Here is a 21,161-nt window from a genome sequence, read left to right on the forward strand (position 1 = left end):
ACCTCATGTCCGGCGACGGCCACGCGCCACGGCCGACGGTCGCCGAAATCTTCATCGGCTTTCTGACGCTCGGGCTGACGGCGTTCGGCGGCGCGCTGCCGCTCGCGCGGCGCGAGATCGTCGAGCGCCGCAAATGGCTCGACGCCGACGCGTTCACCGATCTCCTCGGCCTCTGTCAGTTCCTGCCGGGCGGCAACGTGATCAATCTGTCGGTGGCAATCGGCATGCGCTTTCGCGGCGTGCCGGGCGCGCTCGCGGGCTTGCTGGGGCTGCTTGTCGGACCGTCGCTCATCGTGATCGGGCTCGGCGTGATCTATCAGCGCACGCATCAGGACCCGCGCATCGCGCATCTGTTCGCGGGACTCGCGGCGGCTGCGGCGGGCCTGCTCATCGCGATGGCGGCGAAGATCATGTGGCCGTTGCGCCGGAAGCCGGAAGCGGCGATCGTCGCGCTTCTGATGTTCGCGTCGATAGCGATCCTGCGCACGCCGCTCCTGCCGACGATGCTCGTCTTCACGCCGATTTCGGTGCTGATCGCGTGGAAAGTCCGCCGATGAAAAACGATCTGCTTTCGCTCGCGGCGATCTTCAGTCAGCTCTCGCTGCTCGCGTTCGGCGGCGGCAATTCGATCCTGCCGGAAATGCAGCGTCAGGTCGTGCAGGTTCACGAATGGATGTCGAAGGCCGATTTCTCCGCGCTCTTCGCGGTCGCGCAGGCCGCGCCGGGCCCGAACATGATGGTCGTCACGCTGATCGGCTGGCATGTCGCCGGCTGGCCCGGCGTGCTGGTGACGTCGATCGCGAAGTTCGGGCCGTCGTCGCTCGTGACGATCGCCGCGATGCACGCGTGGGAGCGCTTCAAGGATCGCCCGTGGCGGCGCTTCATCCAGCTCGGGCTCGTGCCGATCACGGCCGGGCTCGTCGCGGCGAGCGCGCTGCTGATCGCCGAGGCATCCGATGGAACCTGGACGCTCGCGGCCATCACGGCGCTCGTCGCGCTCGTCTCGTACCGGACGAAGCTGCATCCGCTGTGGCTGCTCGCGGGCGGCGCGCTCATCGGGCTGACGGGTTTCGGCCAGTAAGATCGGGCAAGTTTTCTGCTGGCTTCATCGACAACAAAAGACAAGGAAGCACGCCATGAGCATGAACATCGAATACGCGAAGACCGCACCGGATCGCACGGAAATCGACGCGCTCACCGGCCCGACGGTCGTCGAGTTCGGCACCGACTGGTGCGGTTTCTGCCGTGCCGCGCAACCGTTGATCGCGCAGGCATTTCAGGATCATCGCGCGGTGCAGCACATCAAGATCGAGGATGGCAGCGGCCGCCCGCTCGGACGTTCGTTTCGCGTAAAGCTCTGGCCGACGCTCGTCTTCATGCTCGGCGGCAAGGAAGTCGCGCGCCTCGTGCGCCCCGGCGACGTCTCCGAAATTCGTGACGCGCTCGCGCTCATCGACGAGCCGCTCGCGCAGTAAGCCACGACCGAGGGTTATTCCTCGGTCCACTTCCATCGTAAAAATTTGTATGATGACCCGATGACCTGACGAGGCGCATCGAGTCGCATGTTCGAGAAAATTCCGCCGCGCGCGTTGAGCGACACCGTCGCGCAACAATTGCAAAAGTTGATCGAGAAGGGCAGTTTCGCCGCGACCGGCAAGCTGCCGACCGAAGCGGTGCTCGCGCAGGAATTCGGCGTGAGCCGCACGGTCATTCGCGAAGCCATCTCGCGGCTGAAGAACGAAGGCATGGTCGAGCCGCGTCAGGGCAGCGGCGTATTCATCGTCGAGCGCGCGGGGATTCGGCCGTTGCGCATCGATTATGCGCAGGCGGTCGAGCCCGGCGCGGTCGTGCAGATTCTCGCGCTGCGCCGGGCGATCGAGGCCGAAGTGGCATCCGAAGCCGCGCAGCGGCGTACCGACGAACAACTCGCCGCCATCGATGACGCGCTCGCATCCATCGATGAAGCCGTGCGCGATGGCCGCGACGGCGTCGCCGAGGACGTCGCGTTCCATCGGGAAATCGCCAACGCGACCGGCAATCCGTACTTCCTGAAAACCCTCACGTTTCTGAACCAGTACCTGGAAGCGGGCACGCTCGTTACGCGCGGCAACGAGGCGCTGCGCGAGGACTTCATGCGTCAGGTGCGCGAGGAGCACGCGGCGATCGTCGAGGCGATCCGCGCGCGCGAGCCCGACGCCGCGCGCCACGCCGCGCAGACGCATCTCATCAACGCCGCGCGCCGACTGGCGGAAGCGGGCATCTGTTAAGGAATCTGCGATGACACGAAACGTCGGAGTGATCGGTTTGGGCGCAATGGGCATGGGCGTCGCGCGCTCGTTGCTGCGGGCGGGCTTCGCCGTGCATGCGTGCGACGTGCGCCAGCCGGTGCTCGATGCGTTCGCGGCCGAAGGCGGCATCGCGTGCGCGTCGCCGGCCGAGTTGGGCGGCAAGTGCGCGGTCGTGCTGACGGTCGTCGTCAATGCGGCGCAGACCGAAGCCGTGCTGTTCGGCGAAACCGGCGCGGTCGAAGCGATGAAACCCGGCGGCGTCGTGCTCGCGTGCGCGACGGTATCGCCGCAATTCGCCGCCGATCTCGGCAAGCGCATCGGCGAGAAGGGCGTGCACATGCTCGACGCGCCCTTGTCCGGCGGCGCGGCGAAAGCCAGCTCCGGCGAAATGACGATGATGACCTCCGGCCCCGCCGACGCCTACGCCGCCTGCGAGGACGTACTCGACGCGATCGCGGGCAAGGTCTATCGGCTCGGCGACGCCCACGGCGCGGGCTCGAAGGTGAAGATCATCAATCAGTTGCTGGCGGGCGTGCATATCGCGGCGGCGGCCGAAGCGATGGCGCTCGGCCTGCGCGAAGGCGTCGATCCGGATGCGCTTTACGACGTCATCACCCACAGCGCGGGCAATTCGTGGATGTTCGAGAATCGCGTGCCGCACATTCTTTCGGGCGATTACACACCGCTTTCCGCCGTCGATATTTTCGTTAAGGACTTGGGCCTCGTGCTCGACACGGCGCGCACGTCGAAATTTCCGTTGCCGCTGTCGGCGGCGGCGCATCAGATGTTCATGATGGCGTCCACGGCCGGACACGGCGGCGAGGACGATTCCGCGGTCATCAAGATTTTTCCGGGCATCGACATTCCGAAGGGAGCGAAGCAATGACGCAAGCGGCGCAGGCACTACTCGGCTGTATCGCCGACGATTTCACCGGCGCGACCGATCTCGCCAACATGCTCGTGCGCGGCGGCATGCGCACGGTGCAGACCATCGGCGTGCCGGAAGCGAGCGCGCGGATCGAGGCGGACGCGATCGTCGTCGCGCTGAAGTCGCGCACGATTCCCGCCGACGACGCCATGCGCCGGTCGCTCGATGCGCTCGAATGGCTGCGTGCGCAGGGCTGCCGCCAGTTCTTCTTCAAGTATTGCTCGACGTTCGATTCGACCGACAAGGGCAACATCGGCCCGGTCGCGGACGCGTTGCTCGACGCGCTGAAGGACAATTTCACGATTGCGTGCCCGGCGTTTCCCGAGAATGGGCGCACGATTTTTCGCGGCAACCTGTTCGTCGGCGATGTGTTGCTGAACGAATCGGGCATGGAGAATCATCCGCTCACGCCGATGACCGACCCGAACCTCGTGCGCGTCTTGCAGCGTCAGACGAAATCGAAGGTCGGGCTCATTCGTTACGACACGATTGCGAAGGGGGCGGACGCGATCCGCGCGCGCATCGATGAATTGAAGAAGGACGGCGTGCGCCTCGCGATCGCGGATGCCGTTTCGGACGCGGACTTGTACGTGCTCGGCGACGCATGCCGCGATCTGAAGCTGATTACGGGCGGCTCGGGCATCGCGCTTGGATTGCCGCAGAATTTCCGCGCGGCGAATCTGCTGGCGCACGCGGAGCACGCCGCCGATTTGCCGACGATCGAGGGCAAAGCGGTGGTGCTGGCGGGGAGTGCATCGAAGGCGACGAACGCGCAGGTTGCGCACTGGCGCGAATCGAAGCCGGCGTTTCGCGTCGATCCGATGGCGTTGTCGCGCGGCGAGCCGGTCGTGCAGAGCGCCGTCGAATTCGCGCGCCAGCATGACGAGCCGGTGCTGATTTACGCGACGTCATCGCCGGAAGAAGTGAAGGCGGTGCAGAAGGAACTGGGCGTCGAGAAGGCGGGGCATCTGGTGGAAGACGCGCTTGCGTCGATAGCGCGGACATTGCGCGATGACGGCTGCGCCAAATTCGTCGTGGCGGGCGGCGAAACGTCGGGCGCGGTGGTGCAGGCGCTGGACGTGCGTTCGTTGCGCATCGGGCCGCAGATCGATCCGGGCGTGCCGGCGACGCAATCGATCGGCGCGGATGGAAGCGGGGCGCTGGGCCTGGCGCTCAAGTCCGGCAATTTCGGCACGACCGATTTCTTTGAAAAGGCGTTGAAGGCACTGTGATGGCATCGAACGAGAACGCTATTCGCGAAGAGATCTGCGTGACGGGCAGAAGCCTGTACGAGCGCCGATATACGGTGGGCAGCGCGGGCAACATCAGCGCGCGGCTCGACGATGGCTGGTTGATCACGCCGACGGATGCGTGCTTGGGCCGCCTCGATCCGAACGATATTGCGAAGGTGGATGCGCGAGGCAATCACGTATCGGGCGGACGTCCGTCGAAGACGTTGGCGCTGCATCGCCGGATCTACGAAAACGATGCGAACGCGCGCGGCGTGGTGCATACGCATTCGACGCATCTGGTGGCGCTGACGTTGGCGGGCGTGTGGAAGAACGACGATGTATTGCCGCCGATCACGCCGTACTACGTGATGAAGGTGGGCCATGTTCCGCTGATAGCGTACCGCCGACCGGGCGACGAGTCGGTGGCGGAGGAAGTGGCGGCGTTGGCGTCGCGGGTGACGGCGGTGTTGCTGGAGCGGTTGGGGCCGGTGGTGTGGGAGAAGTCTGTGTCGCACGCGAGCTATGCGTTGGAGGAGTTGGAGGAGACGGCGCGGCTGTATCTATCGACGATGCCGCGCCCGGAGCCGTTGGCGGAAGAAGCGATAGAGGAATTGAAGAAGACGTTCGGCGCGCGCTGGTAACACAGAGCCGACTGACCGATCGGCCGCGAAGCGGGCTGGAGCCATTTCGTGCTGAACCAGCGCGCGAAACGGACTAGCTGGTCGGACCGTGCGCGAGCCAGGCCCGATGGGGCCTATGAGGGACACTCTTTAGGCGAGTGCCACGGTGGACGAGAGTACTACCCAAATTGCGTGTGACCGCGGGCCTGAAAAGCTGCTTTCTTTGCTTACTTTCTTTGCAGCAGCAAAGAAAGTAAGTGCCGCCCCGCACAGGGGCAACGCCAATAGACCGACTCGAACACAGGATTCCATGGAAGCAGGCGCATTCGAAACCGGAACAGACGGAGCACAAGCAAATGCCAAGATTCGCAGCAAACCTGACGATGATGTACCCCGAGCACGCTTTCCTGGACCGCTTCGCCGCAGCGGCGAAGGATGGTTTCAAGGCGGTGGAATTCCTGTTCCCTTACGACTTTGAAGCGAACGAAATCAAGCAGCGCTTAACGGACAATGGCTTGACGCAGGCGTTGTTCAACGCCCCGCCGGGCGACTGGGCGAAGGGCGAACGCGGCATCGCCTCGTTACCGGGCCGCGAGGAAGAGTTCAAGCAGAGCGTCGCAAAGGGACTCGAATACACCGCCGTGCTGGGCAACGAGAAACTGCACGTCATGGCCGGCCTGATCGCAAAAGATCAGAACAGAGAGCAACATCGCGCGGTGTATCTGAAGAACCTCGAATACGCGGCAAAAGAAGCGCAGAAAGCGGGCATAACGATCGTGATCGAGCCGATCAACACCCGCGACATACCCGGTTTCTTCCTGAACCGCCAAGACGAAGCACAGCAAATCTGCGATGAGATCAATGCGCCGAATTTAAAGGTGCAATTCGACATCTATCACTGCCAGATCGTGGAAGGCGACATCGCGATGAAGCTTAAGCGCGACATGAAGCGCCCGAATGCGGGCATCGGCCATATCCAGATTGCGGGCGTGCCGGAGCGCCACGAACCGGGCATCGGCGAATTGAACTATCCGTATCTCTTCGAACTGATCGATTCGCTTGGCTACGAGGGCTTCATCGGCTGCGAATACAAACCGAAGGCCGGCACGTCGGAAGGTCTCGGCTGGCTCAAACCTTATCTGTAAAAACGGAAGCGACCACATGAAGATACTCATCACGGGCGGCGCGGGCTTCATCGGTCAGCGACTCGCAAAGCGGCTGCTCGCGCGCAACGAGCTCAATGGCAAGCCGATCACGGAACTGGTGCTGCTCGACGTAGCGCGTCCGCAAGACGACAGCCTGCTGAACGACAAACGCGTGCGCGCCGAAACCGGCGACATTTCCGACCCGGCGGTGCTGCAACGCCACGTCGACACGGGGACGGAAGCCATCTTCCATCTCGCTGCGATCGTGAGCGGCCAGGCCGAAGCGGATTTCGATCTCGGCATGAAGATCAACCTCGACGCGTCGCGCGCGCTGCTCGAAGTGTGCCGCGCGGCGGGCCACAAGCCGCGCGTCGTGTTCACGAGTTCGGTCGCGGTGTACGGCGGCGCGCTGCCCGACGTCGTGCAGGACGACACCGCGCTGAATCCGCAATCGTCGTACGGAACGCAAAAGGCGATCGCCGAGCTGCTGCTCTCCGATTACGCGCGGCGCGGTTTCGTCGATGGCCGCGTGCTGCGCCTGCCGACGATCAGCGTGCGCCCCGGCAAGCCCAACGCGGCGGCGTCGTCGTTCGCGAGCGGCATCATCCGCGAGCCGCTGAACGGCGAGCGTTCGACGTGTCCCGTCGATGGCGAAACGCGTCTGTGGCTGCTGTCGCCGAAAAGCGCGGTCGAGGCGCTGATCGCCGGCTGCGAAATCGAGCGCGAAAAGCTCGGCTTGCGGCCAGTCATCAATCTGCCGGGGCTGTCGGTCAGCGTGAACGAGATGGTCGCGGCGCTGCGCGAAGTGGCGGGCGACGAAGTCGTGCAGCGCATCGACTGGCAGCGCGACGAACGCATCGAGAAGATCGTGTGCAGCTGGCCGGGCGCGTGGAATACGGCGCGCGCGGAGCAACTCGGCCTGTCGGGCGATAAAAATTTCGCCGACGTGATCCGCGCCTATATCGCCGACGACCTCGCCTGAATCCCACTCTCCGGGCATCGCGCGCGCGATGCCCGCGTCCCGCGCGCCTGTCATGCTTACGATCGCGTTTCCGGGCTACACTTATCTCTTAAATGTGACGAACGTCGGCCCGGCGCCGGGCGTATCGCGTTGAACCACGAGCGGCCGCAAGCGCTCGTATCTCTTTCGCTTTCGTGCCTTGCGTGCCTAACGTGCTCCGTGCGCCTTCGCAGCGCCGTTCGCGGCGCGCGTCCCGTCGTCCCGTGAACAGACCATTCCCGCGCGGGAGATTCCCATGTTGTTGCATCAGCTAGTCGATCGATTCGGCCCGGCGATCGTGTTCGTCAACGTGATGGGCTCGGCGCTCGGGCTGCCCGTGCCCGCCATGCCGACGATGATCGTCGTCGGCGCATCCATCGCGCTGATGGCGGTCGACGGCGGCGCATTCTGGCCGCCGCTCGTGGGCGTGCTGTGCGTCGCGGTGGCGGGCGGCGTGCTCGGCGATCTCGTCTGGTTCCAGGGCGGGCGCAAGTATGGCGACAAAACGCTCAAGACCATCTGCAAGCTCTCGCTTTCGCGCGATACCTGCGTGAAGAAGACCGAACGCTTCTTCGGGCGCTGGGGCGTACGCATCCTGCTCGTCGCGAAGTTCATCCCCGGTCTTTCGCTCGTCTCCGTGCCGCTCGCGGGCGCGATGGGCGTGAAGCTGCGCAGCTTCATCGCGCACGACGGCGCGGGCATCGCGCTGTGGGGCGCGGTCGGGCTGACGGTCGGCGTCATCTTCGCGGCGCAGTTGGAGATGGTCTTCGCGATGATCTCGCAGCTCGGGCGGCAGGCGGTGGCGGTCGTCGCGGTGCTGCTCGCGATCTACGTCACGTACCGCTGGTGGCGCCGCCGCGCGCTCATGGCGACGCTGGAAAAAGCGCGCATCAGCGTGGACGAGCTGTATGCGCTCATGAACGACGAGCCGCTGCCCGTAATCTTCGACATCCGTTCGCCCGAAAAACGCATGCTCGATCCCGAAGCGATTCCCGGCTCGATGTTCGCCGACGAACGCGATCTCGCGAAGATCATCGAGAGCTACGACAAGTCGCGCAAGGTCGTCATCTATTGCTCGTGTCCGAACGAAGTGTCGGCTGCGTGGATGGCGAAGACCATGCGTAACGCGGGTTTTCGCGACGTCGTGCCGCTCACGGGCGGGCTCGACGCGTGGCGGCTCGCCGGTTTTCACGTCGCGACGCTGACCGAGTTCGGCGAGCTCGCGGCGTCGTCGCCCGAGGAAGTCGCGGAAATGGCGGCGATGTGCCCGTGGCCCGTCAAGTCGTCGGTATCGGGATCGGCGTCGGCATCGCCCGCGGGCACCGCATCCCTGCATGAAGCTGGTTTTCCACACGGAGATCGCGCATGAGTACCACGCCGTTCAACGAGTCCTCTCAGGACATGCCGAATGTCGTCGCATGGAGCGCGCGCGAGCCGATGGAGAGTCCGAATCCGAACGTGGTGCCGACGCCCGCCGCCGCATCCTCGACGAGCGACGACAACGCGCCCTTCTCGCCGCTCGAAAGCCGCGTGCACCAGATGTTCCCGCGCCTGACCGATAACGAGATCGAGCGCATGAGCCGCTTCGGCACGCCGGCGCACTATCGCGCGGGCGAGTGGATTTTCCGCGTCGGCGAAACCGGGCGCGGCATGGTGATCGTCCTGAAGGGCGCGGTGCGCGTGACGCGGCGCGATGCGCTCGGCATCGAGCACATCGTGCGCGAGCACGGCGAGGGGCATTTTCTCGCGGAAGTGGCGCAACTCTCGGGCAAGCCGTGTCTCGTCGACGGCATGGCGGTCGGCGAAGTGGATGGCATCGTGATTCCGCCGGAGCGTCTGCGGGCGCTGCTCGTCGCCGAAGCGGAACTGGGCGAGCGCATCATGCGCGCGCTGATCCTGCGGCGCGTCGGCCTCATCGAAAAGGGCAGCGGACCGGTGCTGCTCGGCCCGTCCGACGACGGCCGTCTCGTGTCGCTGCAAGGCTTCCTGCGCCGGAATGGTTATCCGCACACGGTGATCGACGCCTGCACCGACCCCGATGCGATCTCGCTGCTCGAACGCATTTCGGCATCGACGGCCGATTTCCCGCTCGTCATCTGCCCGGACGGCACCGTGTTGCGCGCGCCCGATGAAAATCAGGTCGCGACGCAGCTCGGCTGGCTGCCGGAGTTCGATCCCGCGCATGTCTACGATGTCGCCGTCGTCGGCGCGGGTCCGGCCGGTCTCGCGACGGCGGTGTACGCGGCGTCGGAAGGTCTGTCGGTCGCGGTGTTCGATTGCCGCGCGCCGGGCGGGCAGGCGGGCGCGAGCTCGCGCATCGAGAACTATCTCGGCTTTCCGACCGGCATCTCGGGTCAGGCGCTCGCCGGGCGCGCGTTCGTGCAGGCGCAGAAGTTCGGCGCGCATATCGCGATTCCGACGAAGATCAAGGCGCTGCATTGCGACTGCAATCCGATCCAGATCGAACTACAGAACGGCACGCGCGTGACGACGCAGACGGTCGTGATCGCTTCGGGTGCGGCGTATCGGCGGCCGGACATCGCGGGGCTCGATCGGTATGAAGGGCACGGCACGTATTACTGGGCGTCGCCGGTCGAGGCGAAGCTCTGCAAGAACGCGGAAGTCGTGCTCGTCGGCGGCGGCAATTCGGCGGGACAGGCCGTCGTCTATCTCGCGACGCATGCGAAGCACGTCCATGTGCTGATTCGCGGCGCGGGGCTGTCGTCGAGCATGTCGCACTATCTGGTCGAGCGCATCGGCTCGCTGCCGAACGTCACGGTGCGAACGCATACGCAGATCACCTCGCTCGACGGCGACGGCCGCGCGCTCACCGCGGTCAATTGCAAGTCGCCGGATGGGCCGCTCACGATCGAGTCGCGGCATCTGTTCCTCTTCACCGGCGCGGACCCGAATACCGACTGGTTGCGCAACTGCAACGTGAACGTCGACGGGAAAGGCTTCGTGCTGACTGGACCGGAGGCCCACGAAGGGCGCACGGAAGGCGTCATGGCGCTGGAAACCAGCGTGCCGGGCGTGTTCGCTATCGGCGACGTGCGCTCGAGTTCGACGAAACGCGTCGCGGCGGCGGTCGGCGAAGGCGCTGCGGTCGTCGCGCAGATTCACGGCTTGCTCGCGAAGCGCGAAGCTTTGAGCGTGCCCGTGGCGTAAAACGCGCATCACGCTCCGGACGATAAAAACGGCCACTCGACAGTGGCCGTTTTTATTTTCGAATATCACGCGACTCACGCGACATTCCGACTCAGTTGCAAAAGACTGTCTAAAGCCGCGCCAGTATTGACGCTCTGGGCGCTCATTATTGAGCTTCGAGAAATTTGATCCTCGGCGTTCAATCATTTCATCGTGTTCCAATTCGCGCTGCCTATAATCAGTTCGAAGTTCTGTCGAATTTGAACCGCACTGATTTTCAGTGGCATTAAGAATCGAATAATCGCGCGAACGGAGAATTCAATTATTTCGAATTCCTTATGAGTTCGTGTGCTTAAACCAATCGAACCGATCCATTTAATTCAACGAAGAAGAGGAGTATGCCGTGACGCAAAAACATTTCCGCGCCGAACCTTTCGATCTGGCTTTCGAGCCGAAACACACGGCGCTCGTCATGATCGACATGCAACGCGATTTCGTCGAACCCGGCGGATTCGGCGAAGCGCTGGGCAACGACGTGTCGTTCGTGCGCACCGCGATCGAACCGTGCAAGCGCGTGCTGGCCGCGGCGCGCGACGCCGGCATGCTCGTCATTCATACGCGGGAAGGCCATCGCGCCGACCTGACGGATTGCCCGCCGGCCAAACTCACGCGCGGCGGCAAGACTTTCATCGGCTCCGACGGTCCGATGGGCCGCATTCTCGTGCGTGGGGAGAAGGGCCACGACCTGATTCCGGAACTGTATCCGGTCGCGGGCGAGCCGGTCATCGACAAGCCGGGCAAGGGCGCGTTCTATGAAACCGACCTGCATCTCATCCTGAAGAATCACGATACCCGCACGCTGATCGTGTGCGGCGTGACGACCGAAGTGTGCGTGACGACGACCGTGCGCGAGGCCAACGATCGCGGCTTCGAATGCATCGTGCCGCAGGATTGCGTCGGTTCGTACTTCCCCGAGTTCCAGAAGTACGCGCTCGAGATGATCAAGGCGCAAGGCGCGATCTTCGGCTGGGTCAGCGACGCAGGCGCGGTCATCGAAGCGCTGCGCGGCTAAGGCGCGCTGAGCCCGCGAATGAGTCCGATCACGCTACGCGGCCTGAGCATCGGCTATCTGGCGCGGCCGGGCTTGTCGCGCACCGGGGATTTCGCGGTGCACAGCAGTTTCAGGCACGCGCTCAATCTCGTCGCGCAGACGGGCGACTGGTTCACGCTCGTCGATGCCGCGTGCGAGAACCTGTCGTGCGGCGCGCGCGTGAGCGCGCCGCCGGGTTGGGACTGGCGCGACCATGCGCGGCCTGGCGAGCGCGTCGCGTTTTCCAATGGCCGTCTGACCGGCGCGACGTGGCAGGCCGATCTGACCGGCGCGGCGTGCTGGCAGCCCGCTCTGCAAAGCGGAACCGGCGTGCGGATGTCGCCGGATGCGTTGTCGGCGCGGCATGAGCGCGTCGCGGCGCGGCTTGCGGCGCACTGCGCGCGGCACGCCGTGGCAGGCGCGCTGCAGTGGCTGCCGGGCTGGCCGGCGCACGCGCGCGCCGTCAGGCTGAGTCCATACGATGACCCCGCCACGCTCGCTGCCACGGTTCACGCGCTCGTCGGCCTCGGCGGCGGTCTCACGCCCGACGGCGACGATTATCTGCTCGGCTATCTCGCGGCGATTTGGGCCGCGCTCGGCGATCCGCAAATCGACGCGCATCGGCATGTCTTGTCGACCGAGCTGCCTGCGAATCTGCATCGCACGAACGATATCAGCCGCCATTACCTGCAACTCGCGCTCGACGGACATTTCAACGAACCGGTCGATCGATTTATCGCGATTGCATCGGCGGCGGACGAAAGCGCGGATATCGAACATGCCGCCGATGCCGTGATGCGCTGGGGCGCGTCGTCCGGCGTGGATTGTCTCGGCGGCATTTTGCACGGCATGCGCGCATGGCGAGAAACGATTCGAATGCGCGAAGCGAAATCATTATTCCCGGAATCGGCTTGAAGCATTTGCGATTCAGTTTTCAAGAAACCGCGAATCGCATTTAAAGAACGGAGAGGTGCAATGGCCATCAAAATCGAAATATTCAAAAATCTGTATCAGGATTCGGTTTCCCTGATGCAGATTTCGGCGCATATCGGCAAGCTGCCGGGCGTCGAGCAGGCGTCCGTCGTCATGGGGACGCCGGCCAATCTCGTGCAGCTCGCCGACGCCGGACTCGGCGACGACGTGAAAGCAAGCCCGAACGATCTCGTCATCGCGGTGCGCGGCGACGAAGCCGCTTGCGAAGAAGCGCTCAGTCTCGCTCGCGAACGCCTGAGCGCGCGCGTGTCGACATCCGACACGCAGACGCGCGAAGCGCTCAAGGCCACCAGTCTCGCGATGGTCTGCGACGACGAACCCGCGTCGAACCTCGCGCTCATCTCGGTGCCGGGCGATTACGCGGCCGCCGAAGCCATCAAGGCGCTGCAGCTCGGCATGAACGTCATGCTCTTCAGCGACAACGTCAGCATGGCGCACGAAAAGGCCATCAAGACGCTCGCGCGCGAAAAGCGCCTCATCGTCATGGGCCCCGACTGCGGCACGGCCATCGTCAACGGCATGCCGCTCGGCTTCGCCAACGTGGTGCGGCGCGGCGGCATCGGCGTCGTGGGCGCATCGGGCACGGGGCTGCAGGAAGTCACCTGCCGTATCGACCAGCTCGGCGCGGGCATTTCGCAGGCGCTCGGCACGGGCGGACACGATCTGCATGAGGACATCGGCGGCATTTCGATGCAATTCGGCCTCGACGCGCTCGCCGAAGATCCCGACACGCGCGTGATCGTGCTGATCTCCAAGCCGCCCGCACGCGCGGTCGCGGAGCGCATTCTGGAGAGCGCGCGCAAGGCGGGCAAGCCCGTCGTCGTGAATTTTCTCGGCGCTTCCGAAGACGAGATGCGCGCACCGGGCCTCACGCCCGCGCACACGCTCGCCGATGCCGCGCAGTTCGCCGTCGCGTTGCTGAACGGCGCGCCGCTGCCGGCGAGCGTCGCGCGCGTGGAAGCCAACGACGAAGCGACGCTCGTCAAGCGGAGCGAAACGCTCGGCGCGGGCCGCAAGTTCATTCGCGGCGTGTTCGCGGGCGGCACGTTCTGCTACGAGAGCCAACTGCTCTGCAAAGCGGAAGGTTTCATGGCGAGTTCGAACACGCCGGTGAAAGGCAACGCGAAGCTCGCGGATATCTGGAAAAGCGAGGGCCACACGATCGTCGACATGGGCGACGACGATTTCACGCGCGGCCGTCCGCATCCGATGATCGACCCGACCCTGCGCGACGAACGCGTGCGCGCCGAGATGCTCGATCCCGCAACTGCCGTCGTGCTGTTCGATCTCGTGCTCGGTTACGGCGCGGCGGACGAACCGGCGCAAGGGCTCATCGCATTGCTGGCGCAATTGCCGCGCGAAAACGCGCCGCTGTTGATCGCGCATGTGTGCGGCACGGAATCCGATCCGCAAGTCAGAAGCCGTCAGATCGACGCATTGCGCGAGGCAGGCGTTCTCGTCGCCGGATGCAACGCCGAGGCCGCGTTGTGGGCGAGCCGCGTCGCGCGTCTGCAGGCGCGACGCCACGCGTAAAAAGGAGCAAAAAGAATGAACCGATTGTTTGGTCAGCCACTGAAAGTGGTGAACTGCGGGCTCACGAGCTTCGCCGACAACCTGCGTCTCGCGGGCGGCGAAGTCAGTCACGTCAACTGGCAGCCGCCCGCTCTCGGCGATGTCGCCGCGGGCCTCGATCTCGCGTGGCTGATGCGTCATCCGCTCGTCGAGCAGGCGAACGACATTGCATTCGCGCGTTATCTCGAAGCGCAGCCGGTGTTGAAAGACATCGCTACGGCATCCGAAGCAATCAGCGCGATGAGCATGCGCAAGCTGATTCTCCACTCCGGTCCGCCGATCGCGTGGGAGAACATGTGCGGGCCGGTGAAGGGCGCGATCATCGGCGCGGTGATGCTCGAAGGCTGGGCCGCCGATCACGCCGCCGCCGAACGCCTGATTCTCGACGGCAAGGTCGATCTCGAACCGTGTCACCACCATCAGGCCGTCGGTCCGATGGCGGGCATCATCAGTCCGTCGATGCCGCTTTTCGTCGTCGAGAACAAGGCGAACGGGCATCGCACGTACAGCAATCTGAACGAAGGTCTCGGCAAGGTGCTGCGCTTCGGCGCGAACAGCACGGAAGTGCTCGACCGTCTGCGCTGGATGAAAGCGACGCTCGCGCCCGCGCTGAAGGCCGCGCTCGCGGTGTCCGGCGAGATCGAGCTGAAGCCGCTGATGGCGCAGGCGCTGCATATGGGCGATGAAGTCCACAACCGCAACAGCGCGGCGACGGGCCTCTTCATCAAGCGCATCGTGCCCGCGCTGCTCGGCACGCAACTGCCGCTCGCGCAGATTCGCGAAGCGAGCGCGGCGATCATCGCCAACGATCACTTCTTCCTCAACATCTCGATGGCCGCGTGCAAGGCCATGATGGACGCGTGCGCCAACGTGCCTTTCAGCTCGATGGCCTCGGTGATGGCGCGCAACGGCGTGAACTTCGGCATCCGTCTGTCGGGCACCGGCGACCGCTGGTTCCAGGCGAAGGCGAATCCGGTCGAGGGCCTGTTCTTTCCGGGCTATGGCGTCGATGACGCAGCCGCCGATCTCGGCGACAGCGCGATCACCGAAACGGCCGGCGTGGGCGGTTTCGCGATGGCGTCGTCGCCCGCGATCGTGAAGTTCGTCGGCGGCACGCCCGCCGATGCGACCGCGAACAGCCGCCGCATGCAGGCCATCACGCTCGGCGGCAATCCGGCGTTCACGCTGCCCGCGCTCAACTTCGCGCCGACCGCCGCGGGCATCGATGCGCGCAAGGTGGCCGACCGCGGCATCCTGCCCGTCATCAATACGGGCATCGCTCACAAGCAAGCAGGCGTCGGGCAGATCGGCGCAGGCATCACGACCGCGCCGATGGAGTGCTTCGTCGAAGCCATTCGCGCGCTCGCCGAGACCGTCAAACAACACAGCGGACAAGCATCATGACAGTTCGAAAACCTCTGGCAGTCGTCGCCGTGGGCGGCAACGCGCTGATTCGCGACGATCGTCATCTGAGCATTCCCGATCAATACGAAGCGGTGACGGAGAGCGCGACACATATCGCCGACATGATCGCGGCGGGATGGAACGTCGTGCTCACGCACGGCAACGGGCCGCAAGTCGGCTTCATCTTGCGGCGTTCCGAGCTCGCGTCTCAGGAAGTCGCGCCCGTGCCGCTCGACTACGCGGTGGGCGATACGCAAGGCGCGATCGGCTACATGTTCCAGAAGGCGCTGACCAACGAGCTGCACCGTCGCGGCATCGAACGGCGCGTCGTTGCGCTCGTGACGCAGACGCGCGTCAGCGCCGACGATCCCGCGTTCGAGAAGCCGGCCAAGCCGGTCGGCGCGTTCTTCGACGAAGCGACCGCGAAGAAGCGTCAGGAAGAGCTCGGCTGGACCTCGATGGAAGACGCGGGACGCGGCTGGCGGCGCACGGTGCCGTCGCCGGAGCCGCTTGAAATCATCGAGCGCGATGTCATCGCGAGCCTGCTCGCGCAAGGCTGCGTGGTGATCGCGTGCGGCGGCGGCGGCATTCCGGTGGTGCGCAAGAACGGCAAGCTGTCCGGCGTCGAGGCGGTCATCGACAAGGACCTCGCATCGGCGCTGCTCGCCCAGCAACTGAAAGCGGATCTGCTGCTGATCCCGACCGGCGTCGAACAGGTCGCGGTGAACTTCGGCACGCCCGAGCAGCGCTGGCTCGACACGATGAGCGTGAGCGAAGCGCGCGAGCTGATCGCGCAGGGTCAGTTCGGCGCGGGCAGCATGCTGCCGAAAGTGGAGGCGATTCTGCGCTTCGTGTCGCACATCGAACCGGACGGCCACGCGGGCGAAGGGCTCATCACGAGTCCGGCGGCGATCAGGCCCGCGCTCGAACGGCGCACGGGTACGTGGATCACGCCGTAACGCGCATACGCCCCCGACATCAACAAGGAGAAGGACACACATGAACGACAAGATACTGCTCGCCGTGAACGGCACGCTGATGCGCGGCCTCGGGCTGAACCACAACATGCTGGCGGCGAAGGGCGAATTCGTGCGCGAGGATCGCACGGACGCGTGCTATCGCATCTGGACCATCAACGATCGTCATCCCGGCATGTTGCGCGTGAAGAGCGGCGGCGTGGCCGTATCGCTGGAAGTCTGGGAATTGCCGATGGCCAATCTCGGCGCGCTCTTGCTCAGCGAACCGGCGGGTCTTTCGATCGGCAAGGTCGTGCTCGCGGACGGCAGCGAAGTGCTCGGCGTCCTCGCCGAACCGTGGCTCGTCGAAGGACAGAAGGAGATCACGGCATCCGGCGGATGGCGCGAATACACCGGCCACCACTACACGCCCTGAATGGAATCGGCATCAGCAAAGGAACTGTCATGAGTCAATCGAAAGAGAGCCGGGTCAGCGCTTCGCCCGGCACTGCGCCGGGCTATCGCATCGCGATGATCCTGCTCGGCATCGCCGTCACGCCGGTGTTGCTGTCGTCGTCGAGTCTCGGCAATCAGATGTCGAACGGCGATCTGATCAAGGTCGTCGGGATCGGCAGCCTGATCCTCGCGATTCTCGCGTCGATCACGATCTCGGTCGGCGAGAAAGCACGGCTGCCGACCTACGGCATCGTGAAGTATCCGTTCGGCGAGAAAGGCGCGATCGCCATCAACGTGCTGCTCGCGGTCAGCCTGTTCGGATGGATCGCGGTGACGGCCAACATGTTCGGCCACTCGGTCGCCGACCTGCTCGCGCAACATGGCGTGAACGTGCCCGCGCCGCTGCTCGTCGCGATCGGCTGCGTGATCTTCGTCGCGTCCACCGCGTTCGGCTTCGAAGTGCTCGGCAAGGTGGCGCAGTTCGCCGTGCCGGTCATCGCGTTGATGATGTGCTATATCGTGCGCGTCGCGCTCAATGGCCAGGCGCCTGCCGTCGATGCGATCGCCGGCATGCCGATGGGCGTCGCGGTATCGACGGTCGTCGGCACGATCATCGTGCTGGTCGCGACCTTGCCCGACTTCGGCAGCTTCACGCATAACCGCAAACACGCGGTCGGCGGCGCGCTGCTCACGTTCCTGATCGCCTATCCGCTGCTGTACTGGGCGGGCGCGACGCCGAGCGTGCTCACGGGCAAGAGCTCGCTGCTCACCGCGATGGCCGTGTTCGGCGCGACCTTGCCGGCCGCCTTGCTGCTGATCTTCGCGACGGTCACGGGCAACGCGGGCAACATGTTCCAGGGCACGCTCGTCACATCGACGCTCATCACGCGCTTTCCGAAGTGGCAGATCACGGTTGCGCTCGGCGTGCTGGCGGCGATCGTCGGCAGCATGAACATCATGTCGTGGTTCATTCCGTTCCTGCTGTTCCTCGGCATCGCGACGCCCCCCGTCGCGGGCATCTATATCGCGGACTTCGTGATGTATCGGCGCAACGGGTATGATGCTGCCGCGCCAGCGCGCGAACCGCAGATCAAGATCATGACCTTCGTCGCGTGGATTCTCGGATCGCTCACGGGTTTCGCGACGGTGAACGGCATGTTCACGGTCACGTCGATTCCCTCACTCGATTCGATTCTCGTTGCGTGCATCGGCTACATGATCCTGAGCCGGTTCGCGCAGGCGAGCGGCACTGTCAAGCCCAGCGGGCACTGACGCAACGATGTGAGCGAAGCGCACGGTGTTCATCGCGCGCTTCGCTCATGTGGCAGGACAAATACTCATGTGGAAGCAGGCTCGATGTTCACTTCGGACGAAAGCATTCGGATAGTCCGGTTGGTTGCGCAGTATCAAAGCATCACGGCGGCCGCGGAACGGCTGAACAAGGTTCCGTCGGCGATCAGTTACACCGTCAGGAAGCTCGAGGAATCGTTCGGCGCGAAGCTGTTCGAGCGCCGCGGTTGCTATATCCGGCTCACCGAGGCGGGCGAATACTTCATCGCGCACAGCAAGGCGATTCTCGACGATCTGCAGGCGCTCAAATGCAATCTCGCCATCGTTCAGGGGGGCATCGAGCCCGAGCTCACCGTGGCCGTCAACAACATCGTGCCGCGCGACGCGATCATCCAGTTCTTGTGCGATCTGGAAGATGCGTATCCGACGACGCGCGTCACGATCCAGCAGGAGGTGTACAACGGCTGCTGGGACGCGCTCTATGCAAGCAAGGCGGATATCGTCGTCGGCGCGCCGCATTTCGTGCCGAAGACCGACGGCATCACGAGCGTCGCGCTCGGCCATCTCGCGTGGGACTTTCTCGTGGGCGCCGATCATCCGCTCGCGGATGCGCCGCATATCCTGCAAAGCGCGGAGTTGCGGAAGTATCCGGCGGTCTGCATCAAGGACACGTCGATCGATTTCGATCCGATGCATGCGTGGCTTCTGGAAGGGCAGAAGCCGATCTTCGTTCCCGACTTTTCGATGGCCGTGAGAATCATCGCGCGCAATGTCGCGATCGGCTATGTGCCCACGCATATCCGCGCGGCATTCGGCGACGCCGGGCTCGTCAGTAAGTCGATTCAGGAGCAGAAGCACGCGACGCGGCTCTTCCTCGCGCATCGTTCGGATGGCGTCGGCAAGGTGCGGGCATGGTGCGTCGACTATCTGATGCGACCGGAATTCAGGGCGTGGTTGTGCGGCGATGCTCCGCAGCAGGGAAGCGCAAGGTGAATTCGATCCACCCGTCCGGCGTGGATTCGGCGGATGCGACGCCGCCATGCAGCCGCATGATCGCCTGAACGATCGACAAGCCGAGTCCACTCGATTCCGTGAACTCGCTGCGCGCCGCGTCGCCGCGATAAAAGCGGTCGAACAGCTTCGCGAGCTCTTCCTTCTCGATGTGCGCGCCGCGATTGCCCACGACGATGCTCGCGCCTTGTTCATCCGCGTAACCGCGCAGCCGGACCACGGTGCCCGCCGTCGCATAACGCACCGCATTCACGACGACATTGCCGATCGCCCTGCGGCACATGATTGCATTCGCAAGCATTTCGCCTTCGGCCTGGATATCGAACGTGATGCGGCGTTCATCGGCGATGCCTTCGAAGTAAGCGCCGATCGTCTCGAGCGCTTCGCGGATATCGAGCCGCTCCCGTTCGATCTGTTGCTGCTCATGATCCGCCTGCGCGAGAAAGAGAATGTTCTGCGCGATGCGCGCGAGGCGCTCCAGTTCTTCCAGATTCGATTCGAGCACGCTGCGATACTCCGCGACGCTGCGCTCGTGCGCGAGCGTGACCTGCGTTTGACCGACCAACACGCCGATCGGCGTGCGCAGTTCATGCGCGAGATCGGCGGAGAACTGCACCAGACGCTCGTAGCCGTGTTCGAGCCGGTCGAGCATCGCATTGAACGACGCCGCGAGGCTTTGCAATTCGGCGGGCGCATGGGCGACGTCGAGCCGCGCGGACAATCGGTTCGGCGTGATTTCGGCGGCTTTATCGGCCATCAGTTTGAGCGGCATGAGTCCGCGGCTCGTGACCCAGTAAGCGAGCAGCAACGTCACGAGCACCGCGCCGATCACGTTGATCCATACGCGCTTCAGATACGCCGACAACACGATCGCTTCCTGCGTCATCACATGCGCGGCGATGATCTCGACGACCTCGCCGTTCTCGCCGATGCGCGCCTGCGCGCCGACCCAGCGCATCCGCACGCCGTCCGCGCGCGAGCCTTCGTACAGGTCATCGAGTCCGATGGCGCGCGTCACAGGCACGACATCGAGCGGCGGCAACGGCATCTTCTCCGGATTGACGTAGATGAAAGGCCCCGAGCCCGCGCGTCGAAAGAGGATGACGTCCTGACGATCGCCTAGCATCGTTTCGAAGAGCCGAGGTCGCGCTTCGATTTCCTTGATCGTGTAGAGATCGTGCAGAAGCGAGCGGAAATGCTCGACGCGCGCGATCAGCTGGTAATCCGCGCGCGTGGACAGCGCGCGATTCGTCGCGTGATAGAGCGATGCGCCGATCATGCCGACGACGATGCACACGATCACCGCAAACGACAACGCGATACGTACCGCAAGCGAGCGCGATGGCCGGTTCAAGGATTCTCCCCGAACGAATAGCCGATGCTGCGCACCGTATGAATGAGCTTCAGATCGAATGGATTGTCGATCTTCGCGCGCAGCCGCTTCACCGCGACGTCGACGACATTGGTGTCGCTGTCGAAGTTCATGTCCCACACTTCCGATGCGATCAGGGTGCGCGACAGCGCCTCGCCCTGATGCTTGCAAAAGAGATGCAGCAGCGCGAATTCCTTGTTCGTGAGCACGATGTCGATGCCCTTGCGCGTCACCTTGCGACGCAGCACATCCACATGAAGATCCGCGATCTGGAACGTATCGGATTCGCGCATCACGCCGCGTCTGAGCAGCGTGCGAATGCGCAAGACGAGTTCGGTGAAAGAGAAGGGCTTGACGAGATAATCGTCCGCGCCGAGTTCGAGTCCGTGAATGCGGTCCGTCACGTGATCGCGTGCGGTGAGAAAAATGACAGGCAAGTCACGTTTCGCGCGCAAGGCCGACATCACCTGCCAGCCGTCGATGCCCGGCAGCATCACGTCGAGCACGATCAGTTCGTAGGAATTCGCGAGCGCCTGGTGCAGACCGTCCGTACCGTTGCGAACGAGCTCGACCTGATAGCCGGACTCGATGAGCCCTTTCTTCAGGTAGTCGCCTGTCTTGCGGTCGTCTTCGATAACGAGGATGCTCATGCTCGCA

The 21,161-nt window shown here is 64.3% G+C and carries 21 protein-coding genes; 19 read left to right on the forward strand and 2 right to left on the reverse strand.

The annotated features are described in order from the left end of the window. Window positions 1-5: 5 nt before the first annotated feature. From LDZ23_RS15030 to LDZ23_RS15120, 19 genes are all read left to right on the forward strand, one after another. Window positions 6-557, forward strand: a complete 552-nt coding sequence (locus tag LDZ23_RS15030) for a chromate transporter (protein WP_033536666.1) — start codon at window positions 6-8, stop codon at window positions 555-557. After that, window positions 554-1,081 carry a chromate transporter gene (locus tag LDZ23_RS15035; protein ID WP_008354099.1) on the forward strand — a complete coding sequence of 176 codons (528 nt, stop codon included), beginning with the start codon at window positions 554-556 and terminating at the stop codon, window positions 1,079-1,081. Before LDZ23_RS15030 ends, LDZ23_RS15035 begins: the two co-directional genes overlap by 4 nt. A gap of 55 nt (window positions 1,082-1,136) precedes the next feature. Then, entirely contained in the window at window positions 1,137-1,475 is a 339-nt protein-coding gene (locus LDZ23_RS15040) for a thioredoxin family protein (RefSeq protein ID WP_008354098.1), read from the forward strand. Window positions 1,476-1,562: 87 nt separating this feature from the next. Next, the gene (locus LDZ23_RS15045) at window positions 1,563-2,267 is read left to right on the forward strand and encodes a FadR/GntR family transcriptional regulator (RefSeq protein WP_008354096.1); all 705 of its coding nucleotides are present in this window, start codon (window positions 1,563-1,565) and stop codon (window positions 2,265-2,267) included. Between the two features lie 10 nt (window positions 2,268-2,277). Continuing rightward, window positions 2,278-3,174, forward strand: coding sequence for an L-threonate dehydrogenase (gene ltnD / locus LDZ23_RS15050; protein WP_008354095.1), 897 nt, complete (start codon window positions 2,278-2,280; stop codon window positions 3,172-3,174). Beyond that, the gene (gene otnK / locus LDZ23_RS15055; protein WP_008354094.1) at window positions 3,171-4,448 is read left to right on the forward strand and encodes a 3-oxo-tetronate kinase; all 1,278 of its coding nucleotides are present in this window, start codon (window positions 3,171-3,173) and stop codon (window positions 4,446-4,448) included. Before ltnD ends, otnK begins: the two co-directional genes overlap by 4 nt. Then, window positions 4,448-5,089 (forward strand): 3-oxo-tetronate 4-phosphate decarboxylase, encoded by a 642-nt coding sequence (gene otnC, locus LDZ23_RS15060; RefSeq protein WP_008354093.1) that lies wholly within the window; start codon window positions 4,448-4,450, stop codon window positions 5,087-5,089. The genes otnK and otnC overlap by 1 nt, the downstream gene beginning before the upstream one ends. A 335-nt stretch (window positions 5,090-5,424) precedes the next feature. Continuing rightward, the gene (gene otnI / locus LDZ23_RS15065; RefSeq protein ID WP_008354092.1) at window positions 5,425-6,213 is read left to right on the forward strand and encodes a 2-oxo-tetronate isomerase; all 789 of its coding nucleotides are present in this window, start codon (window positions 5,425-5,427) and stop codon (window positions 6,211-6,213) included. A 16-nt stretch (window positions 6,214-6,229) separates the two neighbouring features. Further along, window positions 6,230-7,195, forward strand: a complete 966-nt coding sequence (gene denD / locus LDZ23_RS15070) for a D-erythronate dehydrogenase (RefSeq protein ID WP_008354091.1) — start codon at window positions 6,230-6,232, stop codon at window positions 7,193-7,195. A gap of 274 nt (window positions 7,196-7,469) precedes the next feature. Further along, on the forward strand, window positions 7,470-8,582 hold the full coding sequence (locus LDZ23_RS15075) for a DedA family protein/thiosulfate sulfurtransferase GlpE (RefSeq protein WP_008354090.1): 1,113 nt from the start codon (window positions 7,470-7,472) through the stop codon (window positions 8,580-8,582). 32 nt (window positions 8,583-8,614) lie between these two features. Beyond that, window positions 8,615-10,381: an FAD-dependent oxidoreductase gene (locus LDZ23_RS15080; RefSeq protein ID WP_372492631.1), complete on the forward strand. Its 1,767-nt coding sequence runs from the start codon at window positions 8,615-8,617 to the stop codon at window positions 10,379-10,381. 382 nt (window positions 10,382-10,763) lie between these two features. After that, on the forward strand, window positions 10,764-11,432 hold the full coding sequence (locus LDZ23_RS15085) for a cysteine hydrolase family protein (protein WP_008354087.1): 669 nt from the start codon (window positions 10,764-10,766) through the stop codon (window positions 11,430-11,432). A gap of 18 nt (window positions 11,433-11,450) precedes the next feature. Continuing rightward, window positions 11,451-12,365: an oxamate carbamoyltransferase subunit AllH family protein gene (locus LDZ23_RS15090; protein ID WP_008354086.1), complete on the forward strand. Its 915-nt coding sequence runs from the start codon at window positions 11,451-11,453 to the stop codon at window positions 12,363-12,365. A gap of 60 nt (window positions 12,366-12,425) precedes the next feature. Then, window positions 12,426-13,976 carry an acyl-CoA synthetase FdrA gene (gene fdrA / locus LDZ23_RS15095; RefSeq protein WP_008354085.1) on the forward strand — a complete coding sequence of 517 codons (1,551 nt, stop codon included), beginning with the start codon at window positions 12,426-12,428 and terminating at the stop codon, window positions 13,974-13,976. A gap of 15 nt (window positions 13,977-13,991) precedes the next feature. Further along, on the forward strand, window positions 13,992-15,419 hold the full coding sequence (locus LDZ23_RS15100) for a YlbE family protein (RefSeq protein ID WP_008354084.1): 1,428 nt from the start codon (window positions 13,992-13,994) through the stop codon (window positions 15,417-15,419). After that, window positions 15,416-16,378 carry a carbamate kinase gene (locus tag LDZ23_RS15105; protein ID WP_244808182.1) on the forward strand — a complete coding sequence of 321 codons (963 nt, stop codon included), beginning with the start codon at window positions 15,416-15,418 and terminating at the stop codon, window positions 16,376-16,378. The genes LDZ23_RS15100 and LDZ23_RS15105 overlap by 4 nt, the downstream gene beginning before the upstream one ends. Window positions 16,379-16,418: 40 nt before the next feature. Further along, a complete protein-coding gene (locus LDZ23_RS15110) occupies window positions 16,419-16,811 on the forward strand; it encodes an allophanate hydrolase-related protein (RefSeq protein WP_008354082.1) in 393 nt (130 codons plus the stop codon). 29 nt (window positions 16,812-16,840) lie between these two features. Continuing rightward, window positions 16,841-18,103 carry a cytosine permease gene (locus tag LDZ23_RS15115; protein ID WP_008354081.1) on the forward strand — a complete coding sequence of 421 codons (1,263 nt, stop codon included), beginning with the start codon at window positions 16,841-16,843 and terminating at the stop codon, window positions 18,101-18,103. 84 nt (window positions 18,104-18,187) lie between these two features. After that, a complete protein-coding gene (locus tag LDZ23_RS15120; RefSeq protein WP_008354080.1) occupies window positions 18,188-19,114 on the forward strand; it encodes a LysR substrate-binding domain-containing protein in 927 nt (308 codons plus the stop codon). Here LDZ23_RS15120 and LDZ23_RS15125 read toward each other — a convergent pair. Together LDZ23_RS15125 and LDZ23_RS15130 are read right to left on the reverse strand one after the other, a co-directional pair. Further along, on the reverse strand, window positions 19,065-20,486 hold the full coding sequence (locus tag LDZ23_RS15125) for a heavy metal sensor histidine kinase (RefSeq protein WP_008354078.1): 1,422 nt from the start codon (window positions 20,484-20,486) through the stop codon (window positions 19,065-19,067). The two genes, LDZ23_RS15120 and LDZ23_RS15125, sit on opposite strands and share 50 nt — an antisense overlap. Then, window positions 20,483-21,154 carry a heavy metal response regulator transcription factor gene (locus LDZ23_RS15130; protein ID WP_008354077.1) on the reverse strand — a complete coding sequence of 224 codons (672 nt, stop codon included), beginning with the start codon at window positions 21,152-21,154 and terminating at the stop codon, window positions 20,483-20,485. The genes LDZ23_RS15125 and LDZ23_RS15130 overlap by 4 nt, the downstream gene beginning before the upstream one ends. Window positions 21,155-21,161 lie beyond the last annotated feature (7 nt).

Source organism: Caballeronia zhejiangensis, from assembly GCF_022879815.1.
Classification (GTDB): Bacteria; Pseudomonadota; Gammaproteobacteria; order Burkholderiales; family Burkholderiaceae; genus Caballeronia; species Caballeronia zhejiangensis.

What these genes read in the sequence shown, in the direction of transcription:
- LDZ23_RS15030 (WP_033536666.1), top strand. Translation starts at nt 6, where the DNA reads ATGTCCGGCGACGGCCACGCGCCACGGCCGACGGTCGCCGAAATCTTC.
- LDZ23_RS15035 (WP_008354099.1), top strand. Translation starts at nt 554, where the DNA reads ATGAAAAACGATCTGCTTTCGCTCGCGGCGATCTTCAGTCAGCTCTCG.
- LDZ23_RS15040 (WP_008354098.1), top strand. Translation starts at nt 1,137, where the DNA reads ATGAGCATGAACATCGAATACGCGAAGACCGCACCGGATCGCACGGAA.
- LDZ23_RS15045 (WP_008354096.1), top strand. Translation starts at nt 1,563, where the DNA reads ATGTTCGAGAAAATTCCGCCGCGCGCGTTGAGCGACACCGTCGCGCAA.
- ltnD (WP_008354095.1), top strand. Translation starts at nt 2,278, where the DNA reads ATGACACGAAACGTCGGAGTGATCGGTTTGGGCGCAATGGGCATGGGC.
- otnK (WP_008354094.1), top strand. Translation starts at nt 3,171, where the DNA reads ATGACGCAAGCGGCGCAGGCACTACTCGGCTGTATCGCCGACGATTTC.
- otnC (WP_008354093.1), top strand. Translation starts at nt 4,448, where the DNA reads ATGGCATCGAACGAGAACGCTATTCGCGAAGAGATCTGCGTGACGGGC.
- otnI (WP_008354092.1), top strand. Translation starts at nt 5,425, where the DNA reads ATGCCAAGATTCGCAGCAAACCTGACGATGATGTACCCCGAGCACGCT.
- denD (WP_008354091.1), top strand. Translation starts at nt 6,230, where the DNA reads ATGAAGATACTCATCACGGGCGGCGCGGGCTTCATCGGTCAGCGACTC.
- LDZ23_RS15075 (WP_008354090.1), top strand. Translation starts at nt 7,470, where the DNA reads ATGTTGTTGCATCAGCTAGTCGATCGATTCGGCCCGGCGATCGTGTTC.
- LDZ23_RS15080 (WP_372492631.1), top strand. Translation starts at nt 8,615, where the DNA reads ATGCCGAATGTCGTCGCATGGAGCGCGCGCGAGCCGATGGAGAGTCCG.
- LDZ23_RS15090 (WP_008354086.1), top strand. Translation starts at nt 11,451, where the DNA reads ATGAGTCCGATCACGCTACGCGGCCTGAGCATCGGCTATCTGGCGCGG.
- fdrA (WP_008354085.1), top strand. Translation starts at nt 12,426, where the DNA reads ATGGCCATCAAAATCGAAATATTCAAAAATCTGTATCAGGATTCGGTT.
- LDZ23_RS15100 (WP_008354084.1), top strand. Translation starts at nt 13,992, where the DNA reads ATGAACCGATTGTTTGGTCAGCCACTGAAAGTGGTGAACTGCGGGCTC.
- LDZ23_RS15105 (WP_244808182.1), top strand. Translation starts at nt 15,416, where the DNA reads ATGACAGTTCGAAAACCTCTGGCAGTCGTCGCCGTGGGCGGCAACGCG.
- LDZ23_RS15110 (WP_008354082.1), top strand. Translation starts at nt 16,419, where the DNA reads ATGAACGACAAGATACTGCTCGCCGTGAACGGCACGCTGATGCGCGGC.
- LDZ23_RS15115 (WP_008354081.1), top strand. Translation starts at nt 16,841, where the DNA reads ATGAGTCAATCGAAAGAGAGCCGGGTCAGCGCTTCGCCCGGCACTGCG.
- LDZ23_RS15120 (WP_008354080.1), top strand. Translation starts at nt 18,188, where the DNA reads ATGTTCACTTCGGACGAAAGCATTCGGATAGTCCGGTTGGTTGCGCAG.
- LDZ23_RS15130 (WP_008354077.1), bottom strand. Translation starts at nt 21,154, where the DNA reads ATGAGCATCCTCGTTATCGAAGACGACCGCAAGACAGGCGACTACCTG.